Origin of the sequence: Vallitalea okinawensis (genome assembly GCF_002964605.1) — a bacterium.
GTDB classification, from domain to species: domain Bacteria; phylum Bacillota; class Clostridia; order Lachnospirales; family PQDH01; genus Vallitalea_A; species Vallitalea_A okinawensis.
Window position 1 is genome coordinate 250,445 of record NZ_PQDH01000007.1, and the last position, 17,020, is coordinate 267,464.

Below are 17,020 nucleotides of genomic sequence, written 5' to 3' on the forward strand. Positions count from 1 at the left end.
TTGTTGACAGCCTTCATAATAAAGAATAAATTTTCTCTCTACTTATTTCATCCCAAACATTTTCTCTTTCAAATCAAGATAATACAAGTAATCTTCTTCTTTAACGTTTGGCGGGCATCGATGATCACAGAAAGGTATGTATCCTCCCATCTCAACTAATGGAACTAGGGATTCCATATAAGACTTAATCGCTTTTTTTCCGTTTCCCAGAGCCATTTTATCAAAACCACCCATGATTCTTAATTCTCCTTCGTAAGCATGTAATAATTCAGAAGGATGTGCGCATCCATTTACTTCAAAGGGAAATAAGCAGTTGATACCTCCTTCTAAAAAGTAAGGTAATATAGGTCTTACATCACCATCACAGTCTGTAAACCATAAATCAATGCCATATGCTTTAAGTTTTTTATTAATTCTTTTATATCTTGGGGTTACTACATTTTTAAAAAAATCAACAGAAACGATTGGACCATTTTTGAAACAAATATCCTCCCAACCAGATGCGAAATCAAAGCTAAAGTGAGGTAGAACTTGATCAAGAAAATCTTCAACTAATAAGCAACACGTCTCCACCATATCCTCTACCATCTCAGGATAATCATAACAAGCATAGGCAAGACCTTCGAAAGTTAATAAGTCTCTTACCTTACCAATCATCGAACCGCAACTAACCCCAAGTGGATAATCCCGATCTACTGGATGTAATTTTTTTAAGAATTCAATAGCCACTTTTCTAGTGGGGTCATCTCTTCTAAATCTTTCCTCCTTACACCTCTTCCAATCTTCTGGAGTTACTATACTTGATTTAATATAATGTGGAATGGTATCATGTCCGTCTTTGGGTACTTCAGCCAAAAGCCCTTCATTATTAATAATAATCTTTGTAGTCGCTGTCTCTTCCACTACTTTCTCTTTAAATAGTGGTGACATCCATATATTACCTCCTATCGTTTTTATGGTATCAAAATTTAAAAAAAGATCAGCCTCTGCGTTATTTGTTATACCATTTTCTTCGAATAATTTCCATTCTGTAAAATTTTCATCCCAATAGCCAAATTCCATATTAAAACAGCGATCCACAGGTTTAAAATGCATTTGATTATTGAAGCGTTCTCTATCACTCATTGTCCCTTCCCACTTATCTCTGATTGGCTCAATTATCATTATATTCTCCTCCAATTTCCTATAAATCTATCCCCATTATACTTGATAATAATATAGATAGCATTATATAATATTATTAAAAAATATAATAATATTGAACCTAAAATTCACTTTGAGATTTAGATTTAATTCGAGGTAAAAGAATGAAAAATTTATTGGATTTAAAAGAGAATTCTTGGAGTTTACAACACTCATCAAGCATGAAAGCAAAATCAATGTATTACTGTATAAGATCTATAGGACATTTTTGTTGTAATAGTGGTTATCATACAAACAGAGAACACTTAAATGATGTACTCCTCGTTCTTACACTTAAAGGTACTGGGTATTTAGAATATAGAAATCAAAAACATATACTAAAATCAAATGAAGGTTTTATTATTGATTGTAATGAACATCAAAATTACTACACGGACAAAAAGGATCTCTGGGAATTTATATGGCTCCACTTTTACGGTTGCCAAAGTAAGGCCTATGTACATGAGATTTTATCAAATAATCATTCACCTCTATATTTTGATGACGATCATTATATAAAAGATAAAATATTAGATATACATCAGCTGCTACTGGATAAAAACCTACATATCGATATTCTTTCTTCAAAATTGTTGATGGATATACTTACTAAGCTTATAATTAAAAATCAACTATCCACTGCTGAGACAGTGCCTGATGTAGTTATAGAAGCTAAAGAATTTTTAGAAACGAAATATACAGACAAAATAGCATTAGATGATTTGTGTAATAATATTGGTGTTAGTAAGTCCTATTTAATTAGGCAATTTAAAGCTTATACAGGTTATAGTCCCTATGAATACTTATTAAAACTTCGATTAAATGAGGCTAAAACCTTATTAATTCATACAAATAAGAGTATTAATGATATCAGCTTTACAGTCGGTTTTGAGAGCGTTAGCCATTTTATTAAATACTTCAATCAAAATGAAAAGGTAACCCCGCTAAAATTTAGGCAACATTGGAGGTAAATAAAAAAAGAGTCGAAATTACCTTTCAACCCTTTTATAATCCTTTTCTTTTAGTTTTCCTTTTCATAACTAATAACATCTACTGGACATGAATCTTGACATTTATAACACTGTAAGCAATATCTCTTATCAATTTCAGCCTTCTTATCAAAATCAATAGCTTCAGCTGGACATGCATTATAACATTTCTTGCAAGAAATACAGCCACTTTGATTAACATTTAATCCTCTTTTACTGAACTTTGCTGTAAAACTTAATAATATCCCCCATGGACAAAGGTAGCGATGCCAAGTATTTTCATTTATAAAAATAGTGAATAGAACACCTAAACCAATAATAATAACAGGTAATGGGAATTTTTGACCATTCATCATGGTATAGATTGTATAACCTAATGCCCCAAGGAAAATAACAAAGATTGTAACTCTTAATCCCTTAGATTTAAAAAACTTAGGAACACCCTTCTTTTGGGTTCCAAAAAGTTTACCAAGGAAATTCCCTACTCGAGTTGTTGTATTGATGGGACAAATCCATCCACAATAGAATCTACCAAAAAATGCTGCAAGACCAATGGACAGGAACAAAAATGCCATCCAAATCTGAGCTTTATTTGTAAACATTAAAAATAGAAAAATAATTAGAAAGATGATTTGACTAATAAGTCTTTTCGTTTGCATATTACTTACCCCCGTTGATATAGTTTGATCATCAAATAATATTGTAATATTTATATATTATAATATATTGTATAATAAAATGCAATATGCATAAAGAATAATATTAGAAGCCTAGAATTCCATTGGAATACCTTAAGCTAGTTTAAATTATATTAATTCTTAGTGCCCATCCTTATACAAAAAAATGAACCTAGATCCTCAGGTTCATTTCTTTTTCGACAAATTCAATTCATATTCTTCATTGTACTCATTAGTTCATTTTGATTTATTCGAATTCTGGGCTAGGATTTAAATCCTTTAAACGCTCTTTTCTATTATCATATAACTCTACTAATTTCATTAGAATAGTAGCTACTAAACCTATCACGCCAATTATTTTCCATGCATCAGCAAAGCTTAAAGATTCCAATACATATCCAATAACAAGAGGCCCGAGAGTATAACCCATTCCCATGATGATTGGTAATACCGCACTAATTCTTCCTCGGTGTGAAGCCGGCGTATGATTCATTATAAATGGCATGGTACTAATGGCCTCTAAAATTTCACCTAAAGTAAATATAAGTATAGAGGCAAAGAATGCAGTTTTAATAGAAATAAAGCCTAGTAAGCCAAACCCAATGGTAAATAAAATACCTGCATAAAATACCCTTTTAATATTAGTTTTCTTTTCGAAGAGCGACGTTAGTAACGGTGTGCAGAATACAACTATAATCGCATTAAATGCACCTAAGTAACCATATAACTTAGCTCCTCCATCAGGGAAATTAAACTCAGCATGCATGGGCATCATAAAACTCCACTGAGAGTATACAAAACGATAACCTAACACTGCTATAGCAAAGTAAATAAGTATTGGCCTCGATAGTAATACTTTAAATACTGAACCTGTAACTTTTGATTCCAGTTTGCTGGACTCATCTACCTCATCCACCTTATTAATGGTTTCTTTAACAAATAGCCCTATTACAATAATACTCATCAAGGCTGTTATAGCATCTATTAAGAACATCATATACAAGTAATTCTCAAATAGAAATCCAGCCATAATCTGAGCTAATGCAAAACCTGCATTGAACCCTAGATAACTGAGAGAATAAGCAGCTTGTCGATTTTCAGGAGTGCTTAAATCAGCAATCATAGCATCATGAGCTGGCATAGCGATACCATAAAATAATCCTGCTAATAACAATAGATATGCCATGATTAAGGATGGTTCTATAAACATGCAAGATAAATACAATAGTACAGCCATTGATTCAAATATAATAATGATCTTCTTTCTTCCAATCTTATCTGTTAACTTACCACCTATAAGACTAGATACAGAAAAGACAACACCACTCATAGTGATAAACAACCCCGTTTCTGATCTAGATAACCCTATTTTATCATTAAGTAATAAGGTTAAGAAAGGAAATATGAGCGCCCCCATTGCATTAACAGTTTTTGATATAAAGATAAAATAAATCTGTCTGTCTAAACCTTTATATACAGAAAAATATTTTTTCAATAATTCCATGATGATCCCCCTTTATGTACGTATTGTTATGTTGGACTTTATGATTCCGGCAACTGTATCCTCTAATGATTCCCCCCTAAATAGTTGCTAATTTTACCAAAATCAAAAGCCATGTCATATTGACATGGCTTAAATATCTTATTTAATTCAATTCTTATAGACAATAATATACTTACTATTAAAGCATAAGAATAGAAAATTATAAAAGCCATAGGCATCAACCTATGACTCAATAAACTTAAATAATAAAGCTTGTAAAAATCTTATTCTTGATCACAGGTTGTTTCGTTTACATATTCATTTGTTTTGATATCAATTTTCTTAGTTGATTTTATTTTAGCATTTAACATGGAAACAACCTCCTTTTTAATATTTTTTACAAACACTAGTTCATTATAACCTTTTTTCCTTCTACTGTCAAAGAATTTATGACTCAGTAATTCTATATTAAGCAAATTAAAAGCACCTGCCTATCAATAAGTACCGTAATACACTCATATTATTTAAGGATTAGTGATAATCTCTATTGCCTTCTCTATAAACTCATCACGTCCCTCAGTAACACCATTGATCGTTCGTTTTACATAATAGTCAGGTTTGATTCCCCTAGCATGGAATTGAGAACCGTCAGGGTTTTCTACACGAAGACCAGTAAAGAAAACTTTATAACCTCCAGGTAAGCTGAATCCATTCCTGTTACCATTAGCACCCGCAGTTGCCTGCCCAATAAGTTCCCCAAGTTGATTATAAAAAGCAATGTAAGGAATATTTTCTGCTTGACTAATAGCCGATGCATCTATTAGGAAAAAGAATTTACCGTCTATTTTATCTTCTAAAGGTGAGTATTCATATACGTAGTCTTTCAAATCATATTTTTCTCTATTTGGATAAACAATTTGCATGGCACTATAGGCTGGAGACTCAACTGTTTCATCAATCAGATAAGGTACCAACTTACTAGCTATATCGTTACTTGGATATCCCCGATTATCAAAGATGACTCCCTTAGCACTTTTTAGATCATCCATATGCTCATTAATTCTAGCTGTATTAAATTTTGTATCAAGATTGATATAAAAAATTCCTTCTTCAATTTCTTCAAAATTATATGGTCGATCATATACATCAACTACACTGGATTGATTATAGGCTAATTCTATATCTTTAATTGAATCATGGCTCTTTACCTGCAAAGAAACCTTATCTCCTTCATTACCAATTGCTAAATAGCGTAGCGCTCTATATTGTTTATATTGAGAGGAACCAGATATCAGTTTCTCTTTTTCATACAAGTAATCTAAGGTATCCATCCCATCTATAGATAAGATAATATCACCTGTTTTTAATAATGGAGTCTCGGAACGAGAGACTACCACCCGGTCTTCAATTAAATCAAATCTTACAGGTAAAGCTTTTCTGATTTTCATGTTTTCATTATAAGCTATAGCATGACCATCCTCTAAGTTCACTAATAATTCATTTAAAACTTCCTCAAATTCTTCTGGTGTTTGATCTACTAAAGCTCTTTCAAGATAAGGAATTAATTGTTCTTCCCACTTAATATCTAATACATCAAAGTAAGGAAAGAAATGTTGAATGACATTCCATGTGATGATAATATCAGCTAGTCTGACATCTTGCTCATCAGCTGTGAAAGACTCTACATCCATCTCATCTAAGCGTGATAATAGTTGTCTATAACCATTAGTATAATCACCATCTGGTATAGCATCAAGCTTGTATAAAGCTAATGGTATATAAACGTAGAGATCGCTGCTGATAGACTCTTTAATCATTTCATTGTCTTCAGGAAATGTATCAAATAATTTTGATCTTGAGTTATTTTTCCAGCTCTTAAATGCAGTTTGACTACGCCTTCCATTAACTTCTACCCCTTCATGTTGCCACGCATAGAGATCGTCATCATCATCATTTAAAGAACACTGATAGTTTAAGTCAGGATCAAAACTTATTTTGATCTTTGGTGCAATTGGTAAGAAGATCTCTTCGAGTTGCTCTTTTAATTCTATATCGTCTTCAGCATATTTAATCTGTGAAACACCATATACCGCAAATTTATCCCAGTCAAGATTATGACCTTCTTTACTTGGATGAAAGAACCTAACATAGCCATAGATCTTTGAAAAAGCATAGAGATTCTCTAATGTCTGATTTTCTATTGCTGGAAAGTCACTAACTTCGGGCACTTGGATGTTATCACCATTCACCTTTTTATGATCAGATATCTGATTACCTGTGCAGCCTGTGAGACCTACTAATATGATTAATACAAGTATGACTTTTTTCATGACTGTTACATCCTCCCTCATTAATAAGTACACATTTTTGGATATTATTATCATATATCACTCTACAATCAGCCACAATTATTATTGATTCAACGATACATATAACTGACTATATTGTCATACTTTAATCAATCTACATAATACTTTAAGAGTAGACTTAAACAGCTTGACTTTTATATTTTTTCAAGTTTATACTATAGAATAGTATAATAAAGAAATGAGCGTGTTACGATGTTAGAAGACCGAATATATAGAATACTTTTAATTACGGGAATTGCTTTATCAACTCTGAATATAATAGGTAATAGTATTATTGATTTACCTTTTAGAATTAATATCAAATGGATAACTTTGATTGTTGTAGGCATAGCCGCTTTTTATAGTATTAATTATCCTTTATTAAAAGAAAAAGTTAAGTTTCTATGTTTTCTTCTTCTCATTCTCGTCTTTATTCCTTTAGGTTGGTTTGATTCAGGAGGTAGTGCTAATAATACCATTCCATATGGATTTTTTCTCTTGGTCAGTATCACTTACTTATTTGATGGGAAAAAAAGAAGTTTTCTTGTATTCGTACTTATTTCTACATTCACAGGGCTCTATATACTTGAATACATTAGACCCGAATTGAAGTTGGCCTATTCGGCTGAATCTCAATTGATGGATAGACTGGTCCAGATACCTTTAACTCTCTATGTTACCTATACTCTTATTAAGCAGTTTGCAAACGCTTATAACACTGAAAAGTATAAACAAGAAAAGTATAGTAAAGAATTGATGGAAGCTAATGAGCAATTGAATAAATTGGCAACTTTTGATAGCTTGACTAATGTTAACAACAGAAGAATATTTGATGAGCATTTACATAATCTCATTGAGGATGAAAATACATTATCTAATGTATTTATAGCTTTATTGGATATTGATCACTTTAAGACAATCAATGATACCCATGGTCACCTTATTGGAGATGAATTGTTAATTGAATTCTCCAAAAAAGCTTTAGAGATTATACCGAAACCACATGTTTTAGCAAGATGGGGAGGAGATGAGTTTGGCATCATCTATTTTGGTAATAAAGATACCATGTTAGAAACGATGAATGACTTACGTCTACATATTCAAAAAATAGGTCAGAAGAAAAATTTAGATACGACCATAAGTATTGGTGTCACCAATCTCAGGCCGTCAGATAGTGTTAAAGACCTCTTAAGAAGAGCGGATTTAGCCCTCTATGAGACGAAAACCCACGGAAGAGATAATATTACACTTAGTTTATAACTCAATTAAAGAAGTTCATTAATATAGAAATAGCCACGAAACTAGCTTCGTGGCTTATTTTAATTCTAAGTGTTTTAATTTGTACTTACTTCTATCCCTTCTTGGATTTGTTCTGGATATGGTGGAATAATAATCACTGTATCTTCACCAATTTCATCCTCTAATATAACCGTTGATGAAGAATCATAAGCTTTATTAATTGTTACAATTTTCGCTTTATCCTCTTTTATAATCCACAATCCTTCGCCATCATTCCAAGGGAAAATATAATCTTTTGAAATAACTTGCGCATCTACTTTATCATAAGTTATGAATTTAACATCTACTATTTCTCCTTGGATCAAGTTGATTGGTTCCTTCGGTTCTACAAGAACTTTCACCTTTTTTTCTGCCAAGCCTAAAGCTGAAACAAGCTCAACAGCATTTGATGAGATAAAAGTAATCTCGCCTTTTACAGTTTCAGTCTTATTCTGACTTTCCACTTCTATATATGCGGTCATACCTGTATCTAAGTTTTTTACTTCTTTAGCTAACACATAAGCTTCAACTTCATATTGTTCTGGGTCAAATATCTCCATTAATAATTGATTCTTTGTAATAAAATCTCCTTTAACTAATGAGAAGTTGGATATAGTACCTGTCACAGGTGCAAGTATTTGTGTTTCCTGAATTTGTTCCTCAAGCTGCTTGATTTGCAAGTCGATTTTCTCCATTTGCCCTTCATAATACTGGCTTTTACCACTCCCAAGGCTAGAGCTTTCCTTTAACGTCATGAGTCTAAAATTCTGGATATTTAATTCACTAACAGCTTGCTTATATTGCTCTTCTATCTGCTCATAATCATTTTGACTAATAGCGCCACTTTCAAAGAGTGACTTCTGTTTTTCTAATTCAGCCTGCAATGAAGATACCTTATTTTCAGCAATCTCTATAGACTCTTTTTGAAGTTTTAATTCAGAGTCCTTAACAACTTCTCCTTCAGATTTTTCTTGCCCTTCAAGTGCATTTTTTTGAGCATAGAGAATATCTAGTTCTAACTTTAAATCGTCCTGGTCCACACTTAAAATCACGTCATCTTTATTAACTGTGTCTCCTTCACCAATAAACAAATCGACTATTTTGCCATTTGCTGAACTAAAAACTTTTATTCTATCTTTTGACTCTACTGATCCTTCTTCATAGTGATAATCCTCATAATCTGTTTTCACAATTTGAACAGTATTCACGGCTAAGGGTTGTTTGGATTGATAATACTTAAATCCTATCCCACCTAAAACCATTATAATGACAGCAATAATTAGTATCTTTTTCTTCATAATTATAACCCTCTCTTTACTATACATCTTGAACTTAATATTAATTATTCACGAGCATTAAGTGCTTCCGTAACAATGATTTTAGCAATTTTTCGTCTCCCAATAATTTGTGGAAGTATAATGGCGATAATTGTAGCCACAACACTATAAATCATTGCCTCCAGTGGTACAATAGCGGGCATCACTAAATACTCGGTACTACTTGATTCTGCAAAAGCCACAAGTAACATTTTCCCTAAAGGTAATCCCAATAATATACCAAAAAATGAGATTATAAATTGTTCTAGGATGAGTACTTGATGAACCTCATTTTCACCCATTCCCATCACTAACATGGTTGCTAACTCACGGTTTCTTTCTGATAAGGTGATTGTTAAAGAAACATATGTAACAGCAAAGCCAATTATCAGACCAAAGAATAAAATAATTTGAGTCACAGCGGATGCTTGATACATATACTCTTGAAATTCTCTTGCTATTTTTTCGCTAAAATCAAATGTACTGACCTGTTGAGATTCACCATAGTCCTCTGATAATTGGATTAAGGCTCCATCTGTACCATTAACCATTAATGCACTAATCAGATCCTGACCATCCAATAACTCTTTAACCAATTCAATATTCAAATAACCATTGGAACCAATGTACTGTGGAACAATCTTTGAAACTCTTATAGTCTTAATCGTATCATTTCTGAAAAAAGGACTTTTAAGACTAACGTAATCGCCTTCTTCAATATTGAGCTTGCTAGCCATCCAATGACTGAGCATTAAACCATCATTTTGTAATGCAATAGGTTCATCGTTTGTATCATATAGATTATACAATTGGCTATTTAAAGGTAAACTGATGATGGCAGACTCTTGACTTTTCCATCCATTAAAAATTTCAACAGGTAGTTCCAACATGGGTTCTACAATGGTAACACCATCTTTATTTTCAATTTCTCTTACTACAGTTTCACGATCCATGTAGCCGCTTAAAGAAATTTTCGTGTCATATACTTCTATCTTAGTAAATTGATCTACTAGCATTTTATCATACATATTATTCATAGCTACGGGAAAGCATAGTAATGCTGCTGTTACACTAACACCAAACAAAATAAATGTGCTTCGACCTTTATTTCTCACAATATTTCTTAATGCAAGCTTTAACTTAATATCAAAATCCTCTATAAGAAAATAAAATTTATCCAATATCCCCGCTTTGCTTTCCTTACTTACGGGAGGTCTCATAGACTCAGCTGGTTGTAGCTTCAGACAGTTCTTCGCACCTGCATAACCTGAGAAAACTGAGAAAGAGATGGTTAAGAGAAAGCTTTTTATAATATACCTTTCATATAACCCAGCTGTTTCAAAAGGCATGTTAAAACCTATACCTAACATCTCAATCATACTTGGAACAGATGAAATTCCTATGTAGGTACCTATGCATCCACCTAAGAAACCGATGATAACAGAATAAGAGATGTAATGTATCAATATCCTGTAGTCAGTTATACCAAATGCTTTTAAAACACCTATCTGCATACGTTCCTGCTCTATTATCCTTTTTAAAACTATATAAATAATGATTCCAGAGATAAGTAAAAACATAATTGGTACAGATGTTGTCATACTTCCAATGCCGTCCATTTTCTGTACAGTGGTAGCATGACTTACTTGATTTTCACGATCAGTTATCTGTTGGATACCATACTTATAAATGATATCATTAATCTTTGTCTTCACCATTTCAAAATCATCAGTATCATAGAGGGTAAAAGCTACATTATTAATTTGATTTTTTACACCAAATATATCGCTCATGGATTGATAAGGCATAAAAGCTAAGTCAAATGATTTAGGGTCCGAAATAAGTTCATTATTGTTTTTCTTAGCGTATATAAACTCTGGAGACCGACCATAACCCACTACTTTTAAATTATAACGCTTACCATTGACCACAACAGGTAACGTAACACCTAGCTCCATATTCATAGCCTCAAAATACTTATTTCCAATGATTATTTCCAGCTCATTAGGATCTGGCATCCTACCTTCAAGTAATTCTATATCATTAAGTCGATTATCTTTTGAGGCATCATAACTCATCAACTGGAATATAACTTCTTGCTCTTCATCAATTAAACGAACCCGCTTCTCCAATCGCCCTTCTGCATTCTTTACTTCTCTTAGGCTCATGATATCGTCAACTTTATCCTTTGGCATTCCAACCACTTTTAATGTAGCGTCAGCAAAATTATAGGTTTCATAGTATTGGTCTAAAGAATATTGGAAACTGTCATGAAGCATAGATAGCATATTATAAACCAGTATGCCAACAATAATTAATGTCATACTAGCTAAGTATGTACCTTTGTGATTCCATAGATCTCTCAACATTTTTCTAAGGAGCATGTTATTCCTCCTTCTCTGTCAAATAACCATCACGGATTATAAAACACCTATCAGCAAATTCTACTAGTTCGCTATCGTGGCTAATAACAATAACTGTCTTCTTATACTCTCGATTGATTTGTTTAAGTAGTTCTAAGACTCTATGACTTGTTTCAGAATCCAAGGCACCTGTTGGCTCATCACAAAGTAAGATTTCTGGTGATTTCACTATTGCCCTAGCTAAAGCAACTCGCTGCTGTTGCCCACCAGAGAGTTGTGATGGGAAGTGTTTTTCTCTTCCCTCTAAGCCAACTTTATGTAATACCTCTCTTACAGGTAAAGGGTCTTTGGTGAGTTCTGCTGTTAAGGCTACGTTTTCATAACAATTTAAACTAGGAAGCAAGTTATAAAATTGAAATACGAATCCAATAACATTTCTCCTATATTGCGATAAAGCTCTTTTGTTGAATTGATGAACTGCCTGTTCTTTATAAAAAAGCTCTCCTGATGTAACACTATCCATACCACCAATTAGGTTCATCAAAGTACTTTTTCCAGAACCACTAGGACCCAAAATAACGATAAATTCACCTTTCTCAATGGTAAAATTAACATCCTTTACTGCATGAGTTTGAATTTCACCATTATCGTAAATCTTATTTAAGTTCTTAGCTACCAAAACTATTTCATTATTATTTACTCTCTTAACCATATTGCCCCCCTTTATAGTTAATATCAGAATTATCTCAAAATTCCTTCTATACTATTCATATGATTCTCGATGTAATTTTTGACTATCTCTTTAGATATTGACCTATATAGTCAATATCATTGTATCAAATCTGACCACTTAAGTCAATGAACTTCAAATCTTCCTGTGTATAGCAAATAAGCCATGTTTATTAGTCACTATAACTCAACAACATGGCTTATCTTGTATTTGCAATAATTCTATATTACATCAATTCAGCATTTTCGTATATCTTCTTTACTTCATCTTTGCTAACAAGTTTGGATAATATATAGGCGATCATTATAATACCAGGTATATCTACGAGCAATCTAGTTACAGCAAATTTAGAACCTAAGGAAGAAAGTTCAAATAAAAACATGGGAATCTTAGTCGTGGACCATGCTCCTATAAAAATTAATATATTAGTAAATTTGACACCCTTCTTCATAAATACTGCTGCAACAGGAAACGCACCATATAAGGGTCCTGCAGCTGCTGATCCCAACAAAAAGGACAGGATAATTCCCTTAATCCCTGATTTTTCACCCATGTATTTCATCATAACTTCTTTTGGAACCCATACATCTAATAGGCCTAAAAGTATAAATATTGGTGGTATAATCAAAATCATTTCTTTAAAACTATAACCAGTAATATGTATTGCTTTTACAGCTATTTCTCGATTAATGAAATATAATAACACCAAAACAAAAGCTATCAAGAAGGAAAATCTATATCTTTTAAGTAGACTCATATACTGCCAGCCACCTTTCCAATAACATATGCTACTATAAAGCAAAATAAAAAGGCTAATACATTTCTTAGAATTGTAAGCTTTTTGCCAAAATACTTTATTTCCACAGGCGCTGTTAAAATACCGACCATCATAAGTGCAGAAACAAATGCACCAATCTGCATGTATCCTGCCCCATTTTCCAATAATAAGGCTGCTGTTGGAAAAGCGACAAAACCAGGTATTAACGTAATGGCTCCTACAATAGCTGAAAGCATTACCCCTACAATACCAGACTCACTACCAATTATCTTTGATATAAATTCTGTATCAAATACTGCAAGTACTATACCAACAAACATAATTACTCCTAGAAACTGCGGTAGTATATTATTAAAAGATTTCCAAGCTTTCTTCATTGCCATTTTTGTCTTTTTCTTATCCCTAAGAAAAGAAACAGCTAAGAGTACTATGACAACTATGTACATGACATAACCATTCATTATTATCCCCCCTTCTACAAAACCATAATACTTTTGCAAATAATAGTCAAGAAAGTATTAGTAATGATAAACTAATAAAGGCTTTTATACATTCAACAATCCATGTTATACTTTGTTATATATGTCTATTAAATGAAAGGTGTGAAACTTATGTCATCTATGAATGATTTAAGAGCTTTAGCTCTAGAACTTAATGATCTCCATGCTCAATATAGTCGCTTAGGTTGGACACAATATACCACTGGTTACGATTTTGGTGTTATGGATGCTTATAAGAAATTTATTCGATTTTTTGAAAATGAAAAAAATTATAATACAGTTTTAGAGTTGAAAGAAAAAGAAACCACTTTAAGTTTTGAGGACCGAAGACGAGTTGAAATCATGTTCAATCAATTTGAACCTTATCATCTTTCAAAGGAATGTTCTGAGATGGCAGAAGCTATCGAAGCACAAGTTAATGAATTATCTAAAATTCTTAATACTTTTCGCTTTAAATTAGATGGTAAAGAAATAACATCAGTGGAAATCTCAAATATTCTTACTCAGGAAGAAGATAGTGCGAAACGAAAAGCTGCTTTTTACTGTCGCGGTCAAATAGACCAACCACTTGTTGATGGGGGATTTTTAAACCTCATTAAGTTGAGAAAAGAATATGCAAAGCTCCGTGGTGAAAAGGACTTTGTAGAACTCAAGTTAAAAGAAGATGGCTTAGATTCATCAGTTTTCAACGGCTGGAAAAAACAACTTCAAGACCTTCTTCCTGAAATTAAACAAAAAAGAAGTGCTTATGCAAAGAAGTATAATAACGGATCAAAAATCATGCCATGGGATGAGCAATATGTAAGTTCCAAGATTGCACCATTATTGAATCAACAAATTGATCTCTCCGACTATTACGAAAACATTAGAGATTTCTTCAAAATCTTTGATATCAATATTGATGAATATAATATTACATATGATGTATTCCCTAGAAAAAATAAATCTGAATGGGGATATAACTTCCCGATCGAAACATGTAAAGACTCTAGAATACTTGCGAACATAAAAAATAGATACTTTAATTATGGCGTACTTCTTCATGAAACAGGTCATGCTGTTCACTCATACTTAAATGATCCTGAGAAAGTAATCCTGAACTTTGGAATTAATGGTATCGTAACAGAAGGTATCGCTAATTTGTTCGGGCACTTTATGTATGATGAAATCTTCTTTAATAAGTTCTTCAATGATCAAAAAGAGGAAGCAATTCAACAGTTCAAAAACCTCAAGGAATATAATAACTTAAAAGCTCTTTTCGCCATCACAAGTATATTGTTTGATCAAGAGCTTTATAGAAATCCAGTTAATAGTCTAGATGATATCTACTCCATCTACTGGAAGATTCATAAAGATCTTTTTGATGAAGAGCCATATAGTGATATTTTCCCTTGGGGTTTTAGAATTCATCATACCACTCATCCCATCTATCTTCATAATTATTTCATGGGAGATGTTACTTGTGAAATGCTAAGTAAAGTTTTTAGTGAGAAACACGGTGGTAAAGATATTGCAGATAACCCAGTTAAATTTAAAAATTATCTTCTCAAAGAAGTTATCAATCCATCTGGACTCTATAAATACAATGAGCTCTTTGAGAGAATAAGTGGTGATCAATTTTCACTAAAATACATTCTATAATACTGATAAGGTCATTGATCAATCACAGAAAGTAAAGTATTTAAAGACCATACCTAGTTAAACTAGGTATGGTCTTAGATTGTATCTGATTATTCCCAAGTCTATCTTACTTCAAATGTGATTACCGAACATGCTGGCAGTGTAAATTTAACTCCCCTATCTGTTACAGTAAAATCAGTAAACTCTTCAACTTTTACAACTTCTGGATTGTCAAAAGTATTATGAGCATCCATTTTATTAGTTAAGATAGTTGCTTTAACATGCTCTGGTTTTAGCTCAGCAAATAATATTTCCATATCCGCTGATTCTGTTATCGAAATATTATTGATTGTTGCAGTAATTGTTCCATCTTCAGCTATCGATGCTGATTCAAAGATATCAGCAACCTTAAAGTCATCTTCAGCACCAATTACTTCAATACCATCAACGTAACTTTCAAGTAGTGCAGCATCTTGATGATTCTTATACATTTTGAACACATGGTATGTTGGGGTTAATACCATCTTTTTACCTTCAGTTAAAATCATCGCTTGCAGTACATTGACCATTTGTGCAATATTAGTCATGTGAACACGATCGCAATGTTTATTGAAGATATTTAAAGATAAACCTGCAACTAAAGCATCACGCATGGTGTTTTGTTGGTATAAGAAGAAAGGATTTGTCCCTGGTTCAGAAGCAAACCATGTTCCCCATTCATCTACCATTAAGCCAACTTTTTTATTTGGATCATGTCTGTCCATGATTGTACCATGCTTCTCAATCAACTCATCTATGAATGCAGCTTTTGTCATTGTTCTATACCAGCCAGCTTTATCAAACTCTGTAGCTAAACCTTTCTGAACATGTCCATCTGGATAAGTATAGTAGTGTAATGCTAAACCACTTAAACCTGTTTGAAGCATTTCTTGATACCAATCATACTCTGGAGCAAATCCTTTATCATTTAAGATTGTATCCATAACAACCTCAGTCCAATTGTAATCATCACCATTTGGACCAGAAGCAATTCTCTTAATTGGCCTATCAAAACTATAGTTTTTTACAAATGTATTATAGCGACGATATTCACCTGCATAGTGAGCTGGAGGCATATGACCACCGCACCCCCAGCTTTCATTACCTATTCCTAAGTAATCTACTTTCCAAGGTTCTTGCCGTCCATTTTTTCTTCTCTCCTCAACAACTGGAGACTCCGCATCGGAAGTCATGTACTCTACCCATTCGTTCATTTCTTGTACAGTACCACTACCTAAGTTAGCATTGACATAGGTTTTACACCCAAGTTGCTCACATAACTCGAAAAATTCATGAGTACCAAAGCTATTATCTTCTACCTTCCCCCCCCAAGTGGTATTAATCATTTTCTTGCGTGTTTCTTTAGGACCAATACCATCTCTCCAGTGGTACTCATCTGCAAAACATCCTCCTGGCCATCGTAGTACAGGAACTTGCAATTCTTTAAGAGCATCTACTACGTCCTTACGCATTCCGTTTATATTAGGAATTTCAGAATCCTCCCCTACATAAATACCTTCATAGATACAACGACCAAGATGCTCTGCAAATTGACCATATATTTCAGCCTTAATCTGACCTTGCTTGTTATTCTCATTAATAAACAACTTTTTCATAATTATATAAGCTCCTTTCAGTGCTATTCATCATAGTTTTAATTTTACGTACAACTAAACCCTTTTTTTCAATCCTTTAAAAGTTTATATATATCATGGTT

At 32.8% G+C, this 17,020-nt stretch carries 14 protein-coding genes; 3 read left to right on the forward strand and 11 right to left on the reverse strand.

The features are described from left to right. Positions 1-42 precede the first annotated feature (42 nt). Positions 43-1,164 carry a uroporphyrinogen decarboxylase/cobalamine-independent methonine synthase family protein gene (locus C1Y58_RS18560; RefSeq protein WP_105617724.1) on the reverse strand — a complete coding sequence of 374 codons (1,122 nt, stop codon included), beginning with the start codon at positions 1,162-1,164 and terminating at the stop codon, positions 43-45. Between the two features lie 143 nt (positions 1,165-1,307). On the opposite strand from C1Y58_RS18560, the gene C1Y58_RS18565 reads away from it, so the two are divergent. Then, a complete protein-coding gene (locus tag C1Y58_RS18565; protein WP_105617726.1) occupies positions 1,308-2,153 on the forward strand; it encodes an AraC family transcriptional regulator in 846 nt (281 codons plus the stop codon). A 50-nt stretch (positions 2,154-2,203) separates the two neighbouring features. Here C1Y58_RS18565 and C1Y58_RS18570 read toward each other — a convergent pair whose 3' ends face one another. The 4 genes from C1Y58_RS18570 to C1Y58_RS18580 form a co-directional block, all read right to left on the reverse strand. After that, a complete protein-coding gene (locus tag C1Y58_RS18570) occupies positions 2,204-2,830 on the reverse strand; it encodes a 4Fe-4S binding protein (RefSeq protein ID WP_105617727.1) in 627 nt (208 codons plus the stop codon). 265 nt (positions 2,831-3,095) lie between these two features. Continuing rightward, positions 3,096-4,352 carry an MFS transporter gene (locus C1Y58_RS18575; protein WP_105617729.1) on the reverse strand — a complete coding sequence of 419 codons (1,257 nt, stop codon included), beginning with the start codon at positions 4,350-4,352 and terminating at the stop codon, positions 3,096-3,098. 263 nt (positions 4,353-4,615) lie between these two features. Continuing rightward, on the reverse strand, positions 4,616-4,807 hold the full coding sequence (locus C1Y58_RS26545) for a hypothetical protein (protein WP_157950196.1): 192 nt from the start codon (positions 4,805-4,807) through the stop codon (positions 4,616-4,618). A gap of 48 nt (positions 4,808-4,855) precedes the next feature. Beyond that, positions 4,856-6,661: a S41 family peptidase gene (locus C1Y58_RS18580; protein WP_157950197.1), complete on the reverse strand. Its 1,806-nt coding sequence runs from the start codon at positions 6,659-6,661 to the stop codon at positions 4,856-4,858. Positions 6,662-6,892: 231 nt separating this feature from the next. On the opposite strand from C1Y58_RS18580, the gene C1Y58_RS18585 reads away from it, so the two are divergent. Beyond that, a complete protein-coding gene (locus C1Y58_RS18585; protein WP_105617732.1) occupies positions 6,893-7,939 on the forward strand; it encodes a GGDEF domain-containing protein in 1,047 nt (348 codons plus the stop codon). 74 nt (positions 7,940-8,013) lie between these two features. Here C1Y58_RS18585 and C1Y58_RS18590 read toward each other — a convergent pair whose 3' ends face one another. The 5 genes from C1Y58_RS18590 to C1Y58_RS18610 all read right to left on the reverse strand — a co-directional run bounded on the left by C1Y58_RS18590 (position 8,014) and on the right by C1Y58_RS18610 (position 13,605). Then, positions 8,014-9,255, reverse strand: coding sequence for an HlyD family secretion protein (locus C1Y58_RS18590; protein WP_157950198.1), 1,242 nt, complete (start codon positions 9,253-9,255; stop codon positions 8,014-8,016). Between the two features lie 44 nt (positions 9,256-9,299). Then, positions 9,300-11,657: an ABC transporter permease gene (locus C1Y58_RS18595; RefSeq protein ID WP_105617735.1), complete on the reverse strand. Its 2,358-nt coding sequence runs from the start codon at positions 11,655-11,657 to the stop codon at positions 9,300-9,302. Between the two features lies 1 nt (position 11,658). Next, positions 11,659-12,348 carry an ABC transporter ATP-binding protein gene (locus tag C1Y58_RS18600; RefSeq protein WP_105617737.1) on the reverse strand — a complete coding sequence of 230 codons (690 nt, stop codon included), beginning with the start codon at positions 12,346-12,348 and terminating at the stop codon, positions 11,659-11,661. A 244-nt stretch (positions 12,349-12,592) separates the two neighbouring features. Then, positions 12,593-13,123 (reverse strand): permease, encoded by a 531-nt coding sequence (locus C1Y58_RS18605; RefSeq protein WP_105617738.1) that lies wholly within the window; start codon positions 13,121-13,123, stop codon positions 12,593-12,595. Continuing rightward, positions 13,120-13,605, reverse strand: a complete 486-nt coding sequence (locus C1Y58_RS18610; RefSeq protein ID WP_105617740.1) for a permease — start codon at positions 13,603-13,605, stop codon at positions 13,120-13,122. Before C1Y58_RS18610 ends, C1Y58_RS18605 begins: the two co-directional genes overlap by 4 nt. A gap of 150 nt (positions 13,606-13,755) precedes the next feature. Here C1Y58_RS18610 and C1Y58_RS18615 point away from each other — a divergent pair, with 150 nt between their 5' ends. Then, positions 13,756-15,285: a gluzincin family metallopeptidase gene (locus C1Y58_RS18615; protein WP_105617742.1), complete on the forward strand. Its 1,530-nt coding sequence runs from the start codon at positions 13,756-13,758 to the stop codon at positions 15,283-15,285. 101 nt (positions 15,286-15,386) lie between these two features. Here the strand turns inward: C1Y58_RS18615 and C1Y58_RS18620 are convergent, their stop codons facing one another. Then, positions 15,387-16,919, reverse strand: coding sequence for an alpha-N-arabinofuranosidase (locus C1Y58_RS18620; protein ID WP_105617743.1), 1,533 nt, complete (start codon positions 16,917-16,919; stop codon positions 15,387-15,389). Positions 16,920-17,020 lie beyond the last annotated feature (101 nt).

Coding starts and splice junctions, on each gene's coding strand:
- C1Y58_RS18560 (WP_105617724.1), bottom strand. CDS start 1,164: ATGATAATTGAGCCAATCAGAGATAAGTGGGAAGGGACAATGAGTGAT.
- C1Y58_RS18565 (WP_105617726.1), top strand. CDS start 1,308: ATGAAAAATTTATTGGATTTAAAAGAGAATTCTTGGAGTTTACAACAC.
- C1Y58_RS18570 (WP_105617727.1), bottom strand. CDS start 2,830: ATGCAAACGAAAAGACTTATTAGTCAAATCATCTTTCTAATTATTTTT.
- C1Y58_RS18575 (WP_105617729.1), bottom strand. CDS start 4,352: ATGGAATTATTGAAAAAATATTTTTCTGTATATAAAGGTTTAGACAGA.
- C1Y58_RS18580 (WP_157950197.1), bottom strand. CDS start 6,661: ATGAAAAAAGTCATACTTGTATTAATCATATTAGTAGGTCTCACAGGC.
- C1Y58_RS18585 (WP_105617732.1), top strand. CDS start 6,893: ATGTTAGAAGACCGAATATATAGAATACTTTTAATTACGGGAATTGCT.
- C1Y58_RS18590 (WP_157950198.1), bottom strand. CDS start 9,255: ATGAAGAAAAAGATACTAATTATTGCTGTCATTATAATGGTTTTAGGT.
- C1Y58_RS18595 (WP_105617735.1), bottom strand. CDS start 11,657: ATGCTCCTTAGAAAAATGTTGAGAGATCTATGGAATCACAAAGGTACA.
- C1Y58_RS18600 (WP_105617737.1), bottom strand. CDS start 12,348: ATGGTTAAGAGAGTAAATAATAATGAAATAGTTTTGGTAGCTAAGAAC.
- C1Y58_RS18605 (WP_105617738.1), bottom strand. CDS start 13,123: ATGAGTCTACTTAAAAGATATAGATTTTCCTTCTTGATAGCTTTTGTT.
- C1Y58_RS18610 (WP_105617740.1), bottom strand. CDS start 13,605: ATGAATGGTTATGTCATGTACATAGTTGTCATAGTACTCTTAGCTGTT.
- C1Y58_RS18615 (WP_105617742.1), top strand. CDS start 13,756: ATGTCATCTATGAATGATTTAAGAGCTTTAGCTCTAGAACTTAATGAT.
- C1Y58_RS18620 (WP_105617743.1), bottom strand. CDS start 16,919: ATGAAAAAGTTGTTTATTAATGAGAATAACAAGCAAGGTCAGATTAAG.